Annotated in this window: 15 protein-coding genes and 4 tRNA genes; 7 read left to right on the top strand and 12 right to left on the bottom strand. The window is 73.8% G+C overall.

What is annotated here, in order from left to right; all coding sequences use genetic code 11:
- Nucleotides 1-970, top strand: a 970-nt coding sequence (locus tag AB0C87_RS40535) for a dihydrolipoamide acetyltransferase family protein (protein ID WP_360581845.1), incomplete at its 5' end; no start/stop codon positions are given.
- A 62-nt stretch (nucleotides 971-1,032) separates the two neighbouring features.
- Here AB0C87_RS40535 and AB0C87_RS40540 read toward each other — a convergent pair.
- Entirely contained in the window at nucleotides 1,033-1,842 is an 810-nt protein-coding gene (locus tag AB0C87_RS40540; protein ID WP_360581847.1) for an SDR family NAD(P)-dependent oxidoreductase, read from the bottom strand.
- 103 nt (nucleotides 1,843-1,945) lie between these two features.
- Here AB0C87_RS40540 and pnuC point away from each other — a divergent pair, with 103 nt between their 5' ends.
- Together pnuC and AB0C87_RS40550 are read left to right on the top strand one after the other, a co-directional pair.
- Complete coding sequence (gene pnuC, locus AB0C87_RS40545; protein WP_345184914.1) at nucleotides 1,946-2,593, top strand: nicotinamide riboside transporter PnuC; 648 nt, start codon at nucleotides 1,946-1,948, stop codon at nucleotides 2,591-2,593.
- The gene (locus tag AB0C87_RS40550; protein ID WP_360581849.1) at nucleotides 2,590-3,699 is read left to right on the top strand and encodes an AAA family ATPase; all 1,110 of its coding nucleotides are present in this window, start codon (nucleotides 2,590-2,592) and stop codon (nucleotides 3,697-3,699) included. The genes pnuC and AB0C87_RS40550 overlap by 4 nt, the downstream gene beginning before the upstream one ends.
- Nucleotides 3,700-3,744: 45 nt before the next feature.
- Here AB0C87_RS40550 and AB0C87_RS40555 read toward each other — a convergent pair whose 3' ends face one another.
- The 3 genes from AB0C87_RS40555 to AB0C87_RS40565 form a co-directional block, all read right to left on the bottom strand.
- Complete coding sequence (locus tag AB0C87_RS40555; protein WP_345184910.1) at nucleotides 3,745-4,035, bottom strand: hypothetical protein; 291 nt, start codon at nucleotides 4,033-4,035, stop codon at nucleotides 3,745-3,747.
- Nucleotides 4,032-4,409: a hypothetical protein gene (locus tag AB0C87_RS40560; protein WP_360581851.1), complete on the bottom strand. Its 378-nt coding sequence runs from the start codon at nucleotides 4,407-4,409 to the stop codon at nucleotides 4,032-4,034. The genes AB0C87_RS40555 and AB0C87_RS40560 overlap by 4 nt, the downstream gene beginning before the upstream one ends.
- Nucleotides 4,410-4,526: 117 nt before the next feature.
- Nucleotides 4,527-5,711, bottom strand: a complete 1,185-nt coding sequence (locus AB0C87_RS40565; RefSeq protein ID WP_360581853.1) for an ROK family transcriptional regulator — start codon at nucleotides 5,709-5,711, stop codon at nucleotides 4,527-4,529.
- 125 nt (nucleotides 5,712-5,836) lie between these two features.
- On the opposite strand from AB0C87_RS40565, the gene AB0C87_RS40570 reads away from it, so the two are divergent.
- Nucleotides 5,837-7,132 carry a Gfo/Idh/MocA family oxidoreductase gene (locus AB0C87_RS40570; protein ID WP_360581855.1) on the top strand — a complete coding sequence of 432 codons (1,296 nt, stop codon included), beginning with the start codon at nucleotides 5,837-5,839 and terminating at the stop codon, nucleotides 7,130-7,132.
- Nucleotides 7,129-8,409, top strand: coding sequence for an ABC transporter substrate-binding protein (locus AB0C87_RS40575; protein WP_345184899.1), 1,281 nt, complete (start codon nucleotides 7,129-7,131; stop codon nucleotides 8,407-8,409). The genes AB0C87_RS40570 and AB0C87_RS40575 overlap by 4 nt, the downstream gene beginning before the upstream one ends.
- Here the strand turns inward: AB0C87_RS40575 and AB0C87_RS40580 are convergent.
- A complete protein-coding gene (locus tag AB0C87_RS40580) occupies nucleotides 8,339-9,337 on the bottom strand; it encodes a helix-turn-helix domain-containing protein (RefSeq protein ID WP_360581857.1) in 999 nt (332 codons plus the stop codon). The two genes, AB0C87_RS40575 and AB0C87_RS40580, sit on opposite strands and share 71 nt — an antisense overlap.
- Before the next feature lie 115 nt (nucleotides 9,338-9,452).
- On the opposite strand from AB0C87_RS40580, the gene AB0C87_RS40585 reads away from it, so the two are divergent.
- Nucleotides 9,453-10,364 (top strand): NAD-dependent epimerase, encoded by a 912-nt coding sequence (locus tag AB0C87_RS40585; RefSeq protein WP_360581859.1) that lies wholly within the window; start codon nucleotides 9,453-9,455, stop codon nucleotides 10,362-10,364.
- On the opposite strand, the gene AB0C87_RS40590 is transcribed toward AB0C87_RS40585, so the two are convergent.
- From AB0C87_RS40590 to AB0C87_RS40615, 6 genes are all read right to left on the bottom strand, one after another.
- Nucleotides 10,351-12,198 carry a glycoside hydrolase family 3 N-terminal domain-containing protein gene (locus AB0C87_RS40590; protein ID WP_353835007.1) on the bottom strand — a complete coding sequence of 616 codons (1,848 nt, stop codon included), beginning with the start codon at nucleotides 12,196-12,198 and terminating at the stop codon, nucleotides 10,351-10,353. The two genes, AB0C87_RS40585 and AB0C87_RS40590, sit on opposite strands and share 14 nt — an antisense overlap.
- 93 nt (nucleotides 12,199-12,291) lie before the next feature.
- A tRNA-His gene (locus AB0C87_RS40595) sits at nucleotides 12,292-12,363 on the bottom strand.
- A 2-nt stretch (nucleotides 12,364-12,365) separates the two neighbouring features.
- Nucleotides 12,366-12,438: transfer RNA gene (locus AB0C87_RS40600), tRNA-Arg, on the bottom strand.
- Between the two features lie 11 nt (nucleotides 12,439-12,449).
- Nucleotides 12,450-12,522 (bottom strand) — tRNA-Met (locus AB0C87_RS40605).
- Nucleotide 12,523: 1 nt separating this feature from the next.
- Nucleotides 12,524-12,608, bottom strand: a tRNA-Ser gene (locus AB0C87_RS40610).
- Nucleotides 12,609-12,814: 206 nt separating this feature from the next.
- Entirely contained in the window at nucleotides 12,815-13,663 is an 849-nt protein-coding gene (locus AB0C87_RS40615; RefSeq protein WP_360581861.1) for an oxidoreductase, read from the bottom strand.
- A gap of 82 nt (nucleotides 13,664-13,745) precedes the next feature.
- On the opposite strand from AB0C87_RS40615, the gene AB0C87_RS40620 reads away from it, so the two are divergent.
- The gene (locus AB0C87_RS40620) at nucleotides 13,746-14,654 is read left to right on the top strand and encodes a LysR family transcriptional regulator (RefSeq protein ID WP_345184888.1); all 909 of its coding nucleotides are present in this window, start codon (nucleotides 13,746-13,748) and stop codon (nucleotides 14,652-14,654) included.
- On the opposite strand, the gene AB0C87_RS40625 is transcribed toward AB0C87_RS40620, so the two are convergent.
- Complete coding sequence (locus tag AB0C87_RS40625) at nucleotides 14,617-14,880, bottom strand: sigma factor-like helix-turn-helix DNA-binding protein (protein ID WP_345184885.1); 264 nt, start codon at nucleotides 14,878-14,880, stop codon at nucleotides 14,617-14,619. The genes AB0C87_RS40620 and AB0C87_RS40625 overlap by 38 nt on opposite strands.
- Nucleotides 14,881-14,944: the final 64 nt, after the last annotated feature.

Raw genomic sequence — 14,944 nt, forward strand, 5'->3', positions numbered from 1 at the left:
GGCGGAGGCGCCGGTCGCCGCGGTCGCCGCGGCCGCCCCGCCGCGGGCCAACGGACACGCGGCCGCCGCCCGCCCGCCGTCGTCGCCGCTGGCGCGCCGGCTGGCCCGCGACCACGGCATCGACCTGGCCACGCTCACCGGTTCCGGCCCGGGCGGGCGCATCGTCCGCGCCGACATCGAGGCCGCCGTGCGCTCCGCCGGTCCGGCGGCGCCCGCTCCGGCCGCCGCCCAGGCCCCCGCGGCTCCCGCGCCGTCGGCGCCCGCCGTCCAGGCCCGGGCCGACGACCCGGACGTGGAGGCCGTCCCGCTGAACCGCTTCCGCAAGGTCGCGGCCCGGCGGCTGACCGAGAGCAAGCGCGAGGCGCCGCACTTCTACCTCAACCGCGAGGTGGACGCCGAGGCCCTGCTGGCGTTCCGCGCGACGCTCAACGAGGCGCTCGCCCCGGCGAAGGTCAGCGTGAACGACCTGGTCGTGAAGGCGGTGGCGACGGCCCTGCGCGAGCACCCGGCGGTGAACGTCTCCTACACCGAGGAGAACCTGCTCTTCCACAAGCGGGTGCACGTCGGCGTGGCGGTGGCGGTCGAGGACGGCCTGGTCGTGCCGGTCGTCCGCGACGCCGACCGCATGAGCGTCTCGCAGATCGGCCGGGAGACCCGCGAGCTCGCCGCCAAGGCCCGCGACGGCAAGCTGTCCGCCCGGGAGATGAGCGGCGGCACGTTCAGCGTCAGCAACCTCGGCATGTTCGGCGTCGACTCGTTCTCCGCGGTGATCAACCCGCCGGAGGCCGCCATCCTCGCGGTGGGCGCCGTCCGCGACGAACCCGTCGTCCGCGACGGGCAGGTCGTCCCCGGCAAGCGCATGACGGTCACCCTGTCGGTCGACCACCGTGCCACCGACGGCGCGACGGCCGCGAAGTTCCTGGCCCGGCTCGCCGAGCTGCTCCAGAACCCGCTGCTCATCGTCGCGTAGCCGCGCACGGAACGCGGAAGGGCCCTCGCCGGGGTGGCGAGGGCCCTTCCGCGTTCCGCGGGTCAGAGCATGACGCGGCCGCCGGTGACGTCGAGGGTGAGGCCCGTCAGCCAGGCGGACTGGGACGAGGCCAGGAAGAGCGCGGTGGCCGCCACGTCGCCCGGCTCGCCGAGGCGGGCGAGCGGGTGGGAGGCGGCCACGGCGGCCTGGGTCTCCTCGGGCATGAACCGCGCGGTGCGCTCGGTGCGGATCGTTCCCGGGGCGACGCAGTTGACGCGGACGCCGTCCCGCCCGGCTTCGGCGGCGGCGTGGCGGGTGAGGGCCTGGACGCCCGCCTTGGCGGCCTCGTAGGCGACGGGGGCGCCCCACGGGTTGCCCAGTTCGCGGCCGCCGCCGCCCGGCAGGTTCGTCGGCAGCCGCCCGGCCGAGGACGACATCGTGATGATCGACCCCGCCTTCCGCTCCTGCATGCCGGGCAGGAACGCCTTCAGGGTGAGGAAGGTCGCGGTGAGGTTGCCGTCCAGGACCGACCGCCACTCCTGCTCGGTCATGGCCGCGGTCGGGCCCGGGCGCGCGATGCCGCCGCCCGCGAAGGCGCACAGGACGCCGGCCGGGCCGAGCTCGTCCTCGATCCGCAGGCGCGCGGCCTCGACGGCGGCCAGGTCGGTGACGTCGGCCGCGACGCCGATCCCGCCGGTCTCCCCGGCCACCCGGTCGAGCGCCGCCCGGTCTCGTCCGAGGACCGCGACCCTGGCGCCCTCGGCGGCGAACGCGCGTGCCGTGGCGGCGCCGATGCCGCGCGAGCCGCCGGTGACGACCGCGACCATGCCGTTGAGCTCGGGATACATCGGTGCCTCCTCGTCGGGTGCCATGCCCCCGATTCTGAGTGAGCGCTCACTCATTTGTCAAGCGAGCGCCGCCTCCCGCCCCTTGATCCACTTGTCGTCGGACTGACGATATGTGATCATTGCGCTCATGTCGGTGAACGTCCCGCTCGGTCCGCTGCTCGACCCCGCCTTCCATCTCGGGTCGGTCCCCACCACGTGGGCGGAGCTGCTCGGCTTCGCGACCGGCGCCGTCAACGTGTGGCTCGTCGTCCGGCAGAACATCCTCAACTGGCCGATCGGCATCGCGAACGTGATCCTGCTCGGCCTGGTGTTCCTGGACGGCGGCCTCTACGCCGACGCCGGCCTCCAGGTCGTCTACGTCGCGCTCCAGCTCTACGGCTGGTGGGTGTGGCTGTACGGCGGGGACGGCCGCGACCGGCTCCCGGTGCGGCGCACGCGGGGCGCGGAGTGGGCCGCCCTGATCGCCGCGGGCGCCGCCGGCACCGCGTTCCTGACCTGGGCGCTGTCGGCATGGACGGACTCCACAGTCCCGTTCTGGGACGCCCTCACCACCGCGCTCTCCCTCATGGCGACCTACGGGCAGTCGCGCAAGCTGCTGGAGTCGTGGTGGCTGTGGATCGCCGCCGACCTCGTCTACATCCCGCTGTACTTCGCCAAGGACCTCAAGCTCACCAGCGCCCTCTACGTCGTGTTCCTGGCGCTGTGCGTGTCCGGGCTGCTGGCGTGGCGCCGCGACCTGCGCGCGCGGCCCCTCGCCCCGGCGGTGGCCGCGTGAAGCACGAGCACGGCCTGGTCATCGGCAAGTTCTATCCGCCGCACGCCGGGCACCACCATCTGATCGACACGGCCGCCGCGACCTGCGCCCGGGTGAGCGTCGTCGTGGCGGCGTCCACGGCGGAGAGCATCCCGCTGGCGCTGCGCACGGCGTGGCTGCGCGAGGCGCACCGGCAGCCGCACGTGGAGATCGTCCCGGTGGTGGACGACGCGGAGATCGACTACGAGTCCGACGAGGCCTGGTCGGCGCACGTCGCGGCGTTCCGGGCGGGCCTGGCGATGCGGTCGGGGCTCGGCGCGTCCGTCCCGCCGGTGGACGCGGTGTTCAGCTCGGAGGCGTACGGACCGGAACTGGCCGAGCGCTTCTCGGCCGCGCACGTCCCGGTCGACCCGCCGCGCGAGCGCTTCCCGGTGAGCGGCACCGCCGTGCGGGAGGACCCCGCAGCCCACTGGGAGTACCTCTCGCCGCCCGTCCGGGCGTACCTGGCGCGGCGGGTGGTGGTCGTGGGCGCCGAGTCGACCGGCACGACCACGCTGGCCCGCGCGCTCGCGGCCCACTACGCGCGGCGGGGCGGGGTGTGGGAGGCGACCCGGTGGGTGCCGGAGTACGGCCGGACGTTCACCGAGGAGAAGCTGGCCGCCGTCCGGCGGCGGGAGGGCGACCCGTCCCTGCGCCTGGAGGACCTGGTGTGGGAGTCGGCCGAGTTCACCCGGATCGCCGAGCACCACGCGGCCCTGGAGGACGCGGCGGCCCGGTCGGGCTCGCCGCTGCTGGTCTGCGACACCGACGCGTTCGCCACGGTGATCTGGCACGAGCGCTACGTCGGCGCGTCGGCTCCCGAGGTCGAGGCGGTCCACGGGCGGACGCCGCACCACCTGTGGATCGTGACCGATCACACGGGCGTCCCCTTCGAGCAGGACGGCTGGCGCGACGGCGAGCGGATCAGGTCGTGGATGTCGGGGCGCTTCCAGGAGGAACTGGAGAAGCAGGGCCTCCCCCACCTCACCGTGACGGGCCCCCACGAGCGGCGCCTGGCCGCCGCCGTCGAGGCGATCGACGCCCTGCTCGCCGAGGGCTGGCACTTCGACCCCCCGCTCACCCCCTAGCCCCCGCCCACCGAGCCAACCGGCGTCAGGTCAGGCGACGTCGGGTCAGCCGGCCCAGCTGATATCGGTGATGTGGAACTCCTTGATATCGCGGACGACCAGATACTCGATGGACGCGTCGATGTCGTCGAGCGAGACCGCATAAGCGACTCCGGCCTCGTCGAGCGGCTTCCCTGGCGGCGGTAACCCCAGGTCGACCGCGGCACCACCCTGCCAGGCCAGCTCGCAGAGGTACTCGACAAGGCGGTCTTCGATCTGTTTCGGGAGGGAGGAGTGGAGGATCAGGCCCGCCGTCTCAGAGCAGAAGACCGTCCAGCCGCTCTTGCGAGCGGTCACTCGTTTCCGCTGCGAAAGCGGCGTCCGGCCCTGATCTCCTCCAGGGAGATCTTTCTTCCCGCCCTCATCTCCTCGGTCGCCCTCGCGCGACGCTCCTCGCGGTCGGGCACCTGGCCGAACATCGCTTCCGCATGCCATCCCGACAGCAGGTTCGTCAGTTCAGAGCCGAACCTGGCGTCCATGACCTCGCCGAGAAACTGATCCCGCTTCTCCCGGGGCAGGCAGTCGGCGATGCCCTTGATCGTTCTCGGGACGCGGTGGACCTGCCCGGGGAGGAGTGGCTCTACGGGTTGTGCGCTCATGTCGCTCCTGTCCGTTCGTCGTCCCCTCTCCACCAGTACACCGGAGACCTTACCGGGCCCCTCCGACAGCACAGAGGGTCATTTCGCGGTACGCAGCGTCCTGATCTCCTAAGAACTCAAGGGGCGCAAAAGCGGTTTGTAGGCACAGGTTCGTTTCGGGCGGTTTTATCATTCGCGCCGGTCAGCCCTTCACGCCGATGCGGGCGGGCGGGCCCGGGGCTCCTCGCCGGGGTCGGACGGGGGCGCGAGACGGAACAGGTCCTCGTCGATCCTGTCGAGGGCGAGGCGGACGGCGCCGAGGGCCACCGACTCGTCCCCGAGTTCGGAGCCCTCGATCCGGACCGGGCTCAGGGACAGCGGGGCGACCCGCTCGCGCAGCGCGGCGACCAGCGGCGCGCCGGCCCCGGCCAGGGGGCCGCCGACCACGATCGTCTCCGGGTCGAGGGCGAGGGCCATCGCCGCGACGCCGCGCGCCATCCGGGCGGCGAGCCGCTCCACCCGGTCCCGCGCCTCGGCGGACCCGCGCCCGGCCGCGTCCAGGACGCGCTCCGCCTCCTCGACGAGGAGGGGGCCGGATCCGGCGTCCGGCACCAGGGAGGCGGCCGTGTCCCGCAGGCCCAGCTCGTCCAGCATGCCAATCTCGCCCGCCGCCCCCCAGCGGCCCCGGTGCAGGCGGCCGCCGATGATCGCGCCCATGCCGGTGTGCAGGGCGGCGTAGACGCAGACGACGTCGTCGGCGTCGCGGGCGGCGCCGCGCCACCGCTCGGCCATGGCGGCGAGGTTGGCGTCGTTCTCGACGAGGACGGGGCAGGAGAACGAGCGGCCCAGCTCGCGCGCCAGGTGGACGCCCTCCCACCCGGGCACGACCGTGCAGGACGTGATCGTCCCGTCGGGGGCGACGACGCCGGGGGTGCCGACCGCGACGGCCCGCAGCGACCGCCGGTCGACGCCCGCCCCGGCCAGGCACGCCCTGACCGCGGCGCGCACCGCCGCGATCCGCTCGCCGGGCTCCGCGCCCCCGGGGAGGCCGGCGCGGTGCCCGCCGACGACCTCGCCGGAGAGGTCGGCGAGGAGCAGCCGCACCCGGTGCGCGTCGACGTCGACGCCGAGGGCGTGCCCGGCCTCCGCACGGAACCGGTAGCGGCGGGCGGGACGGCCGAGCCCGCCGCCCGGGCGCGGCGCGTCCTCGGCGGCCAGGCCGCGGTCGATCAGCTCGCCCAGCACGCCCTCGGTGGTGGGCCGGGACAGCCCGACGCGCCGGGCCAGCTCCGACAGCGTCGCCTCGCCGCCGTCGCGCAGCGCCCGCAGCGTCGCGGCGGAGTTGAGCCGGCGGAGCACCGAGGGGTCGCCTCCGTGGAGAGAGTGGTGCGGCACGGGTACCCCTTGACAGCGTTCGGCGGACGGACGACATTATGGCCAGACTACTTATGAAAGCACCTTGCGTAAGTCGGCCCCCGGTTCCCCGGCGGCGCGGACGGCCAGGTCGGAAGGGCGCGGCGATGCAGCGGACGGGGCCAACGATCGCGGTGGCCGGAGCGGGGCTGCGCGGCCGCGCTTACGCGGCACGGATCCGGGAGGCCGGGATCGGCCGGATCGTCGCGGTCGCCGAGCCCGACCCCGCGCGGCGCGCCCGGTTCGCGGCCGAGCACGGCCTCGCACCGGATCAGGTCTTTCCCGGCTGGCGGGAGATGGCCGCCGGGGGCCGCCCCGCCGACGGAGTGATCATCGCGACGCAGGACGCCGAGCACGCCGAGCCCGCGATCCGGTTCGCCGGCCTCGGCTGCCACATCCTGCTGGAGAAACCCATGGCGACGTCCGAGGCGGACGCGCTGCGCATCGTCGACGCCGTCGAGCGCGCCGGGGTGATGCTCGCCGTCTGCCACGTGATGCGCTACAGCCGGTACACCCGCGCGTTCAGGAGGCTGATCGAGGACGGCCGGATCGGCGCCCCGGTCAGCGTCCAGCACCTCGAACCGGTCGGCTGGTGGCACCACGCCCATTCCTACGTGCGCGGCAACTGGCGGCGGGCGGACGAGTCCGGGCCGATGCTGATGACGAAGTCGTGCCACGACCTCGACTGGCTGATCCACGTGATGGGCGAGGTCCCCGCGCGGGTGTCCTCGTTCGGGCGGCTGTCGCACTTCCGCCCGCGGGAGCGGCCGCCCGGCGCCGCCGACCGCTGCGTCGACTGCGCCGTGGAGCCCCGCTGCCCCTACTCCGCGACCCGGCTGTACCTGGCGTGCCTCGGCGATCCCGCCCGCGAGAGGTGGCCGCTCGGCGCGGTCACCGACGACCGCACCGAGGCGGGCGTCCTGCGGGCGCTGCGCGAGGGCCCGTACGGGCGCTGCGTCTACGCCTGCGACAACGACGTGGTCGACCACCAGGTCGTGAACATGGAGTTCCCGTCCGGCGCGACCGGCGTGTTCACCATGACCGCGTTCGCGGCGGCCGCCCCGCGCCAGACGCGCGTCTTCGGGACGTCCGGCTCCCTGGAGGGCGACGGCCTCCGCATCACGGTCCGCGACTTCGTCACCGGCGAGAGCGAGACCTTCGAGCCCGGCGCCGCCCCTCCCGGCGGCGCGTCCGACGGACGGCACGACGATGACGACGACGCGCTGGCCGACGCGTTCGTCGCCGCGCTGGCGGCGGGCGACCCCGCCCCGCTCAGCACCGGTCCCCGGGAGAGCCTCGCCTCGCACCGCGTCGTGTGGGCGGCCGAACGGGCCCGGCGGGACGGCGCCGTCATCGAACTGGACCCGCGGTCGTCCCCGGCGAAAGGCGCGGTGAGCCCATGACCACCAGACTCCTGCCGGCCGTCGCCGCGGCGCTGTCCCTGGCCCTCGCGGCGGCCGCGTGCGGCGGCTCGTCCGGCGGGTCGTCGCCCGCGCGCAACGACGGCCGGGGGCCCATCACGGTCGCCACCGGCAAGGACCTCACCGGGACCGTGCAGCGGCTCGTCGCCGCGTGGAACGACGGCCACCCGAAGGAGAGAGTCCGGCTCGTCGAGCTGCCCGAGGACGGCGACCAGGCGCGGCAGCAGCTCGTCCAGAACATGCGGATCGAGTCGGACGCCTACGACGTCGTCCGGCTGGACGCGGTGTGGACGGCGGAGTTCGCCGCGCGCCGCTGGATCCTGCCATTGCCGGACGGGCTGGTCGACGCCTCCTCGTTCGTCCCGGCGGCCCTGGAGACCGGGAAGTACCGCGGCAGGCTGTACGCGGCGCCGTGGCTGACCGGGACCGGCGTCCTCTACTACCGCGAGGACCTCCTCGCCGAGGCCGGGGTGAAGGGTCCGCCGAAGACGTGGGCCGAGCTGCGCGACGCCTGCGCGAAGGTCCGCCGGACGCCCGGGGGCCGGGGCGTCGACTGCTACGCGGGCCAGTACGGGAAGTACGAGGGGCTCACGGTCAACTACTCCGAGGCCGTCCAGTCCGCGGGCGGAGAGGTCTTCGACTCGTCGGGCAGGCCGCGGGTGGACACCCCGCAGGCCAAGGCCGGGCTGAGGTTCCTCGTGGACGCTTTCCGGAACGGCACCGTCCCGCGGAAGGCCATCACCTTCAAGGAGGAGGAGGGCCGCCGCGCGTTCCAGGAGGGGCATCTCGTCTTCCACCGCAACTGGGCCTACGTCTACGCCCTCGCGGCCGGGAAGGACGGCTCGGAGGTGGCCGGGAAGTTCGGCGTCGCGCCGATCCCGGGAGAGGACGGGCCGGGCTCGGGGACGCTCGGCGGCAACAACCTGGCCGTGTCGGCGTTCTCCAGGCACCAGGCCACCGCCCGCGACTTCGTCGCCCACATCGTCAGCCCGGCCGTCCAGAGGGAGTACGGCAGGGCCCAGTCCTTCCCGCTGTCCCTCGCCGCCCTCTACGGCGACCCCGAAATGATCAAGCGGTACCCGTACCTGCCGGTGCTGAGGCAGGGCATGGACAAGGCGCGGCCGCGCCCGGTCGTCGTCCGCTACAGCGAGGTCAGCGCCGCCGTCCAGGAGCACGTCACCGCGGCGCTCACCGGGAAGAAGCCGGCAGACCAGGCGTCCGAGGACCTCCAGAGGGCACTGGCCGCGCTCGCCGACTAGCGGAGCGGTAGGCGCTCGGGGTCACGCCGAGCCTGCGGACGAAGTGCAGGCGCAGGGAGTCGGCGCTGCCGAGGCCGCAGCGGCGGGCGACCTGCTCCATCGGGAGCGCGGTGCCCTCCAGCAGCTCGCGGGCCCGGTCGATCCGCTGGTGCAGCAGCCACTGCAACGGGCTGTGGCCCGTCTCCGCGTGGAACCGGCGCGTCAGCGTGCGGGTGCTGACGCGCGCGTGCCGGGCCAGGTCGGCGAGGGTGAGCGGTTCCCCCAGGCGCCGCACGGCCCAGGCGCGGGTCTCGGCGAGCGACACGTCCGGTCCGGCGGGCAGCGGGTCTTCGAGGCGCTGGACCTGGCCGGCGGGACGCGGGGGCGCCGCGACCGTCAGCCGCGCCGCCCCGGCCGCCACCGCGGCGCCGTGGTCCTCGCGGATCAGGTGCAGGCACAGCTCGATCCCGGCGGCGGCCCCGGCCGAGGTCAGCACGGTTCCGTCCGTGACGTACAGGACGTCGGGGACGACCTTCGCGGCGGGGAAGCGGCGGGCCAGGTCGCCGGTGAGGCCCCAGTGCGTCGTGGCGCGGCGCCCGTCCAGCAGGCCCGCCTCGCCCAGCACGAAGGCCCCCGTGCAGATGGCCGCGACGCGTTTCCCCGTGCCCTCCGCGGCGCGCAGGGCGTCCAGGACGGGCCGCTCGATGCCGGTGCGGCCCCCGCTGCCCACCACGATGACGCTGTCCGCGCCGCGCACGGCGTCCAGCCCGTGCGGGGCGACGACGTCCAGGCCGCCGACGGTCTCCAGCGGACGCCCCGGCTCGGCGGCGCAGAGCAGCAGCTCGTAAGCGGGACCGCCATCCTCCTCGGCGGCGCCCAGCACCATCTCCGGGATCGTCACATCGAAGCTCATCACCGGCGGGACGACGACGACCGCGACCCTGTGCATCTGGCCAGAACCTCCGGACGATTGGCGATCGGGCCCCTGCCGCCCGGGGGCGGCGGACCGCAGAGTGGAGCGTGCGACGGCCGGATGCCCGGCCGCTACCTCACTGGAGTGAATCATGCCGTTTCATGTCGTCGTCGGCAGGGGAGCCACCGCCACCGCCACCGCTCTCCTCCTCGCCGGCGCGGGCGACCGCGTCCGGATGGTGTCCCGCAGCGGAGCGGGGCCGGAGCACCCGCTCATCGAGCGGCTCGCGCTGGACGCCACCGACACCGGCGCGCTCAGCCGGCTCGCCGAGGGCGCCGCGACCGTGTTCAACGCGGCGGCGCCCGCCTACCACACGTGGCCGGACCTGCTGCCCGCGCTGTTCGGCTCGATCCTGACCGCCGCCGAACGGTCCGGCGCGGGGTACGTCATGCTGGGCAACCTCTACGGATACGGGCCGGTGGACGGCCCGGTCACCGAGGAGCGCCCGCTGGAGGCGACCGGGTCCAAGGGGCGGGTGCGCGCCGAGATGTGGCTTCGGGCCAAGGAGGCGCACGACGCCGGTCGGGTGCGGGCCGCGGAGGTGCGCGCCGGCCAGTTCATCGGCGCCGGGGCCTACTCCGTCTTCACGCTCATGGTGCAGCCGAAGGTGCTCGCCGGACGCCCGGCGCTCGTCCCGGCGGAGCTCGACGTCCCGCACGCCTACTCGGCGATCGGCGACACCGCCCGCGCGCTCGTCGCCGTCGCCCGCGACGCGCGCGGATGGGGCCGGCCGTGGCACGCCCCGACGATCACCGCGTCGGTGCGCGAGGTCGCCGGACGCCTCGCCGCGCTCGCCGGCGTCCCCGAACCGCGCCTGGACACCATGACGGACCGCGAACTGACCCTGCTGAGCCTCACGGACCCGTTCTGGGAGGAGATGTGGGAGACGCAGCACATGTCGCACCGGCCGTTCACCGCCGACTCCTCAGCGATCGAGGAGACGTTCGGGGTCGCCGCGTCCCCGCTGGACGACGTCCTGAAGGAGGCGCTCACTCGTACGTGAGGCCGTAGCCGAAGGGGAACAGGGGCTTCTTGCCGTCGCCCCTGTTGATGGGCTGCTGGGAGGCCGCTCGCATCCACGTCACGGGAAGCCTGCCGGTGGGTGCGGCGGCCCCGTACAGGACGTCGGCGACGCCCGCCCCCTCGCTGCCCGGCAGCCACGCCTCGACGAGCGCGCTCCACTTCGGCAGCTGCGAGGCGATGTCCAGCGGACGTCCCGACACCAGCACCACGACCACCGGGACGCCGGACGCCCGCAGCCGGTCGATCGTCTTCAGGTCGGCGTCGTCGAGGCCCATGCCGCCGGTGAGGTCGCCGTGGTACTCGGCGTACGGCTTCTCGCCGACGACCGCGATCGCCGCGTCGTAGGACCTGTCGATGCCCGTCCCGTCCCTGCTGTAGGCGACGGTCGCGGACGGGTCCGCCGCCCTGCGGATGCCCTGCAGGATCGTCGTGCCCTTCGTGACCGGGCCCGGCGCGCCCTGCCAGGTGATCGTCCAGCCGCCCGACTGCATGCCGATGTCGTCGGCGCTGCGGCCCGCGACGAAGACCTTGTCGTCGTCGTCCAGGGGCAGGACGCCGCCGGCGTTCTTCAGCAGCACCTGCGACCGGGCGACCGCGCGCCGGGCGAGCGCGCGGTGCGCGGTGCTCCCCACCGTCCTCAGGTACGAGCGGTCGGCCAGCGGCCGCTCGAACAGGCCCAGCTCGAACTTCTTCGTCAGGATGCGGCGGTTCGCGTCGTCGACACGGGACATCGGGACGGCGCCGTCCTTCACAGCGTCCCGCAGGTGGTCGATGAACCGGCGCCACTCGGCCGGCACCATGACCATGTCGATCCCGGCGTTGACCGCGGCGGCGACCTCCTCCTCGGTGAACCCCCGCTTCCCGTCGATCTCGTCGATGCCGTTGTAGTCGGAGACGACGAAGCCCGTGAAACCCAGCTCGCGCTTGAGGACATCGCTGATCAGATACTTGTTCCGGTGCATCTTCAGCCCGTTCCACGAGCTGTAGGAGACCATCACCGAGCCGACGCCGCGCTTCACGGCCTCGCGGAACGGCGGCAGGTGGACCGCGCGGAGCTCCTTCTCCGAGATCCGGGTATCGCCGCGGTCGTCGCCGCCCTCGGTGCCGCCGTCCCCGAGGTAGTGCTTCGCCGTGGCCAGGACGGACGCGGGGCCGCCCAGCCGGTCCCCCTGGAGCCCCTCGACGAGCGTCGTCATCATCGCGGGCAGCTCGGGCACCTCGCCGAACGACTCGTACGTCCGGCCCCAGCGGTCGTCGCGGACCACGCACACGCAGGGCGCGAAGTCCCAGTCCGCGCCCGTCCCCGTCATCTCCTCCGCGGTCGCCGCGCCGATCCGGCGGACGAGGGCCGGGTCGCGGGCCGCGCCGAGCCCGATGTCGTGCGGGAAGATCGTCGCCCCGGCCACGTTGTTGTGGCCGTGCACCGCGTCGACGCCGTACATCATCGGGACGCGCAGCGGCGCGGCGAGCGCGGCCCGCCGGAGGCCGTCGGTCATGTCCGCCCAGCTCCGCGGCGTGTTCGGGCTGGGCGACGACCCTCCGCTGGACAGCACCGACCCGATCCGGTAGCGGGTGACCTCCTCCGGCGTCACGTAGCGCCGCTCCGGCTGCGTCATCTGGCCGAGCTTGTCGGCCAGGCTCATCCGGTCGAGCAGGTCGTCGACGCGGTCCTCCACCGAGAGCCGCGGGTCGAGGTAGGGCGCGGGGCCCGAGGCCGCCCGGGCGGGACCGCCGTGGACGGTCAGCGCCAGCACGGCGAGCAGGCTCAGGCCGACGACGCGGGTCCGCAACGCCTGCGGGGAGGAACAGTACATGCGGAAGGTTTTTCCAGGTTCGATCAAACGCAACGCAACCGGATACCAGCACCTGAGCAATATCTGCCGGTCACGGTCGGACAAAATACATAGGGCTCTCGGTCGGGATCGAACCGACACTTCCAGGACCACAACCTGGTGTGCAGACCACTACACCACGAAAGCCGTATCTCCGGCAGGAATCGAACCTGCGGCCTCCGGGTCCGCAACCCGGCGCGCTCTCCACTGCGCCACGGAGACGTGTTCTTGCGTGCTGAGCGCAGGAATCGAACCTGCCTGCTGCGGTTTATGAGACCGCCGGACGCACCAGCGTCCCTGCTCAGCGCGGAGGGTGCGAGATTCGAACTCGCGCAGGGGTGACCCTGACGACGGCTTAGCAAGCCGCTGCCTTTCCGCTCGGCCAACCCTCCGGAAACGAAAAAGACCGCCCGTGGTCTTCGGGCGGTCGGCGTCAGGACGTGCGGGTCACGTCCGTCGGCGGCTCCCGAGACCGGAATGGCTGCTGCGCATTCGACGTCGCATCGCGACTCCCCTTCCCGATCCCGTCTTTCCGGCTTTCTTCCCTACGACGTCCATGGTGCCGGGGCGGTTCCGCCCCGGCAACCCATTTATCGGCTCATTCCTCGAAATCGGTGCCCCGGGAGATCGGCTCCCAAGCCGCGAACTCCTTCCGCGCTCCGGCGAGGGCGGCGTCCACGGCGTCCGCGGCGTCGTTGCCCAGCGGCAGCCTGAGCGGCGTGTCATCGGCGTCGAGCGCCTTCAGGATCGCCGCGGCGGCCTTGGCCGGATCGCCCGGCTGCCTGCCGTCGCTGCCCGGCAGGTTCGCCCGGACCGGGCCGACGCTGCCCGCGTACTCCGGCATCGCGGCCGTCTGGTGCAGGCCGCCGCCGGCGAACGACGTCCGGAACGCCCCCGGCTCGACCACCAGAACCTTGATCCCGAAAGGCGCGACCTCCTGCGCCAGCGCCTCCGACAGGCCCTCCAGAGCGAACTTGATCGCCGAGTAGGCGCCCACGCCGGGGAAGGAGAACCGGCCGCCCATGCTCGACATCTGCACGACGGCGCCGCTCCCCTGCCGGCGCATGTGCGGCAGCACCGCCCGGACCAGCGCCGCCGGACCGAAGAAGTGCAGGTCCATCAGCTCGCGCAGCTCACGGTCGGTGGTCTCCTCCACGGCGCCGACGACACCGCGCCCGGCGTTGTTGACCAGCACGTCGATCCGCCCGTGCCACAGCACCGCGTCCGCGACCACGTCCGCGACCCTCGCCTGGTCGGTGACGTCCAGCGCGACCGCGGCGACCCGCCCCGGGTGGCGCGCCACGAGGTCGTCCAGCGTCTCGGGCCGCCGCGCCGCCGCGACCACCGTGTCCCCGGCCGCCAGCGCCGCCTCGGCGATCGCCCTTCCGAAGCCCGAGTTCGCCCCGGTGATCAGCCAGACCCGTCCATTATCAGAAATGTTCGTCATGACCACAGTTATCGCAGCTCAGCGGCCCCGCCGTCCAAGACAGAACTTCTCCCGTCCGATAAAGAGCGTTTATGATGCCCGGATGGAGCTGCGCCAGCTGCGCTACCTCGCCGCGATCGCGGACGCGGGCAACCTCGGCCGGGCGGCCGAGGCCCTCTACGTCAGCCAGCCCGCGCTCTCCTACGCCCTGCGCAGGCTCGAAGCCGAGCTCGGCGTCCGGCTGTTCGACCGGCACGCGGGCGGCGTGACCCCCACCCCGGCCGGCCGCGACGTGATCGCCGAGGCGCGCCGCACCGTCCGGCAGGCCGACCGCGTCGCCGCCGTCGCCGAGCGGCACCGGCGCGGGCAGACCGGCGTCCTGCGCGTCGGGTTCGAGGCCAGCGGCGCCGGCGAGCTGACGACCCGGGCCCGCGCCGAGTTCGCCCGCGCCCACCCCGGCGTCCGCGTCGAGCCCAAGCGCTTCGACTGGGGCGGCGAGACCGCGGCTCTCCGCGCCGGGCAGGTGGACGTGGCGTTCGTGTGGCTCCCCGCCGACCTGGGCGGCCTGCACTCCGAGACCGTCCACACCGAGCCCCGCGTCGTGGGCCTCCCCGCGGGCCATCCGCTCGCCTCCGCCGAGGGCGTCTCCATTATGGACGTCAAGGACGAGCCCCTCATGTGGACCGAGCGCGCCCCCCGCGAGTGGGTGGACTGGTGGGCGGTCAACCCCCGCCCTGACGGGTCCGCCCCGCGCTGGGGGCCCACCAACGACAACGTCGAGGAGATGCTCGAACAGGTCGCCGAGGGCACGGCCATCTGCTTCGCGCCGTCCAGCATGGCGCTGTACTACGCGCGTCCCGGACTGTCCTGGGTGCCGCTCACGGACGTGGAGCCGCTGCGCGTCGCGCTCGCCTGGGCGGACGGAGGCCCGCTCGTCGAGGCGTTCGCCGCCATCGTCCGCAGCCTCGCGGGCGTCACGCGAACGTCCGCGGCGTCTCCACGGCCGCGCTGAGCGCCCGGAGCGCGTGGTAGACGCGGACCTTGACCACGTCGACCGGCACCCCCAGCGAGGCGGCGGCCTCGTTGACCGACCGGTCCCGGAAGACCGTCTCGGTGAGGATCTCGCGGTGCGCGGGCGGCAGCCCCTGGAAGGCCCGGGCGACCACCGCGGGGCGCATCCGCTCCCCCGGCTGACCGAGGGCGAACGAACCGGTGTCTTTGCCCATTCGCAGTGCCACACCACGAACCTCGCACCGTTCCCCGGCCCCGCCGCCCTCCTTATGGCGTCTTTAAGGAAGCGTT

The sequence above is a fragment of the Actinomadura sp. NPDC048021 genome (genome assembly GCF_040653135.1).
GTDB classification, from domain to species: Bacteria; Actinomycetota; Actinomycetes; order Streptosporangiales; family Streptosporangiaceae; genus Spirillospora; species Spirillospora verrucosospora.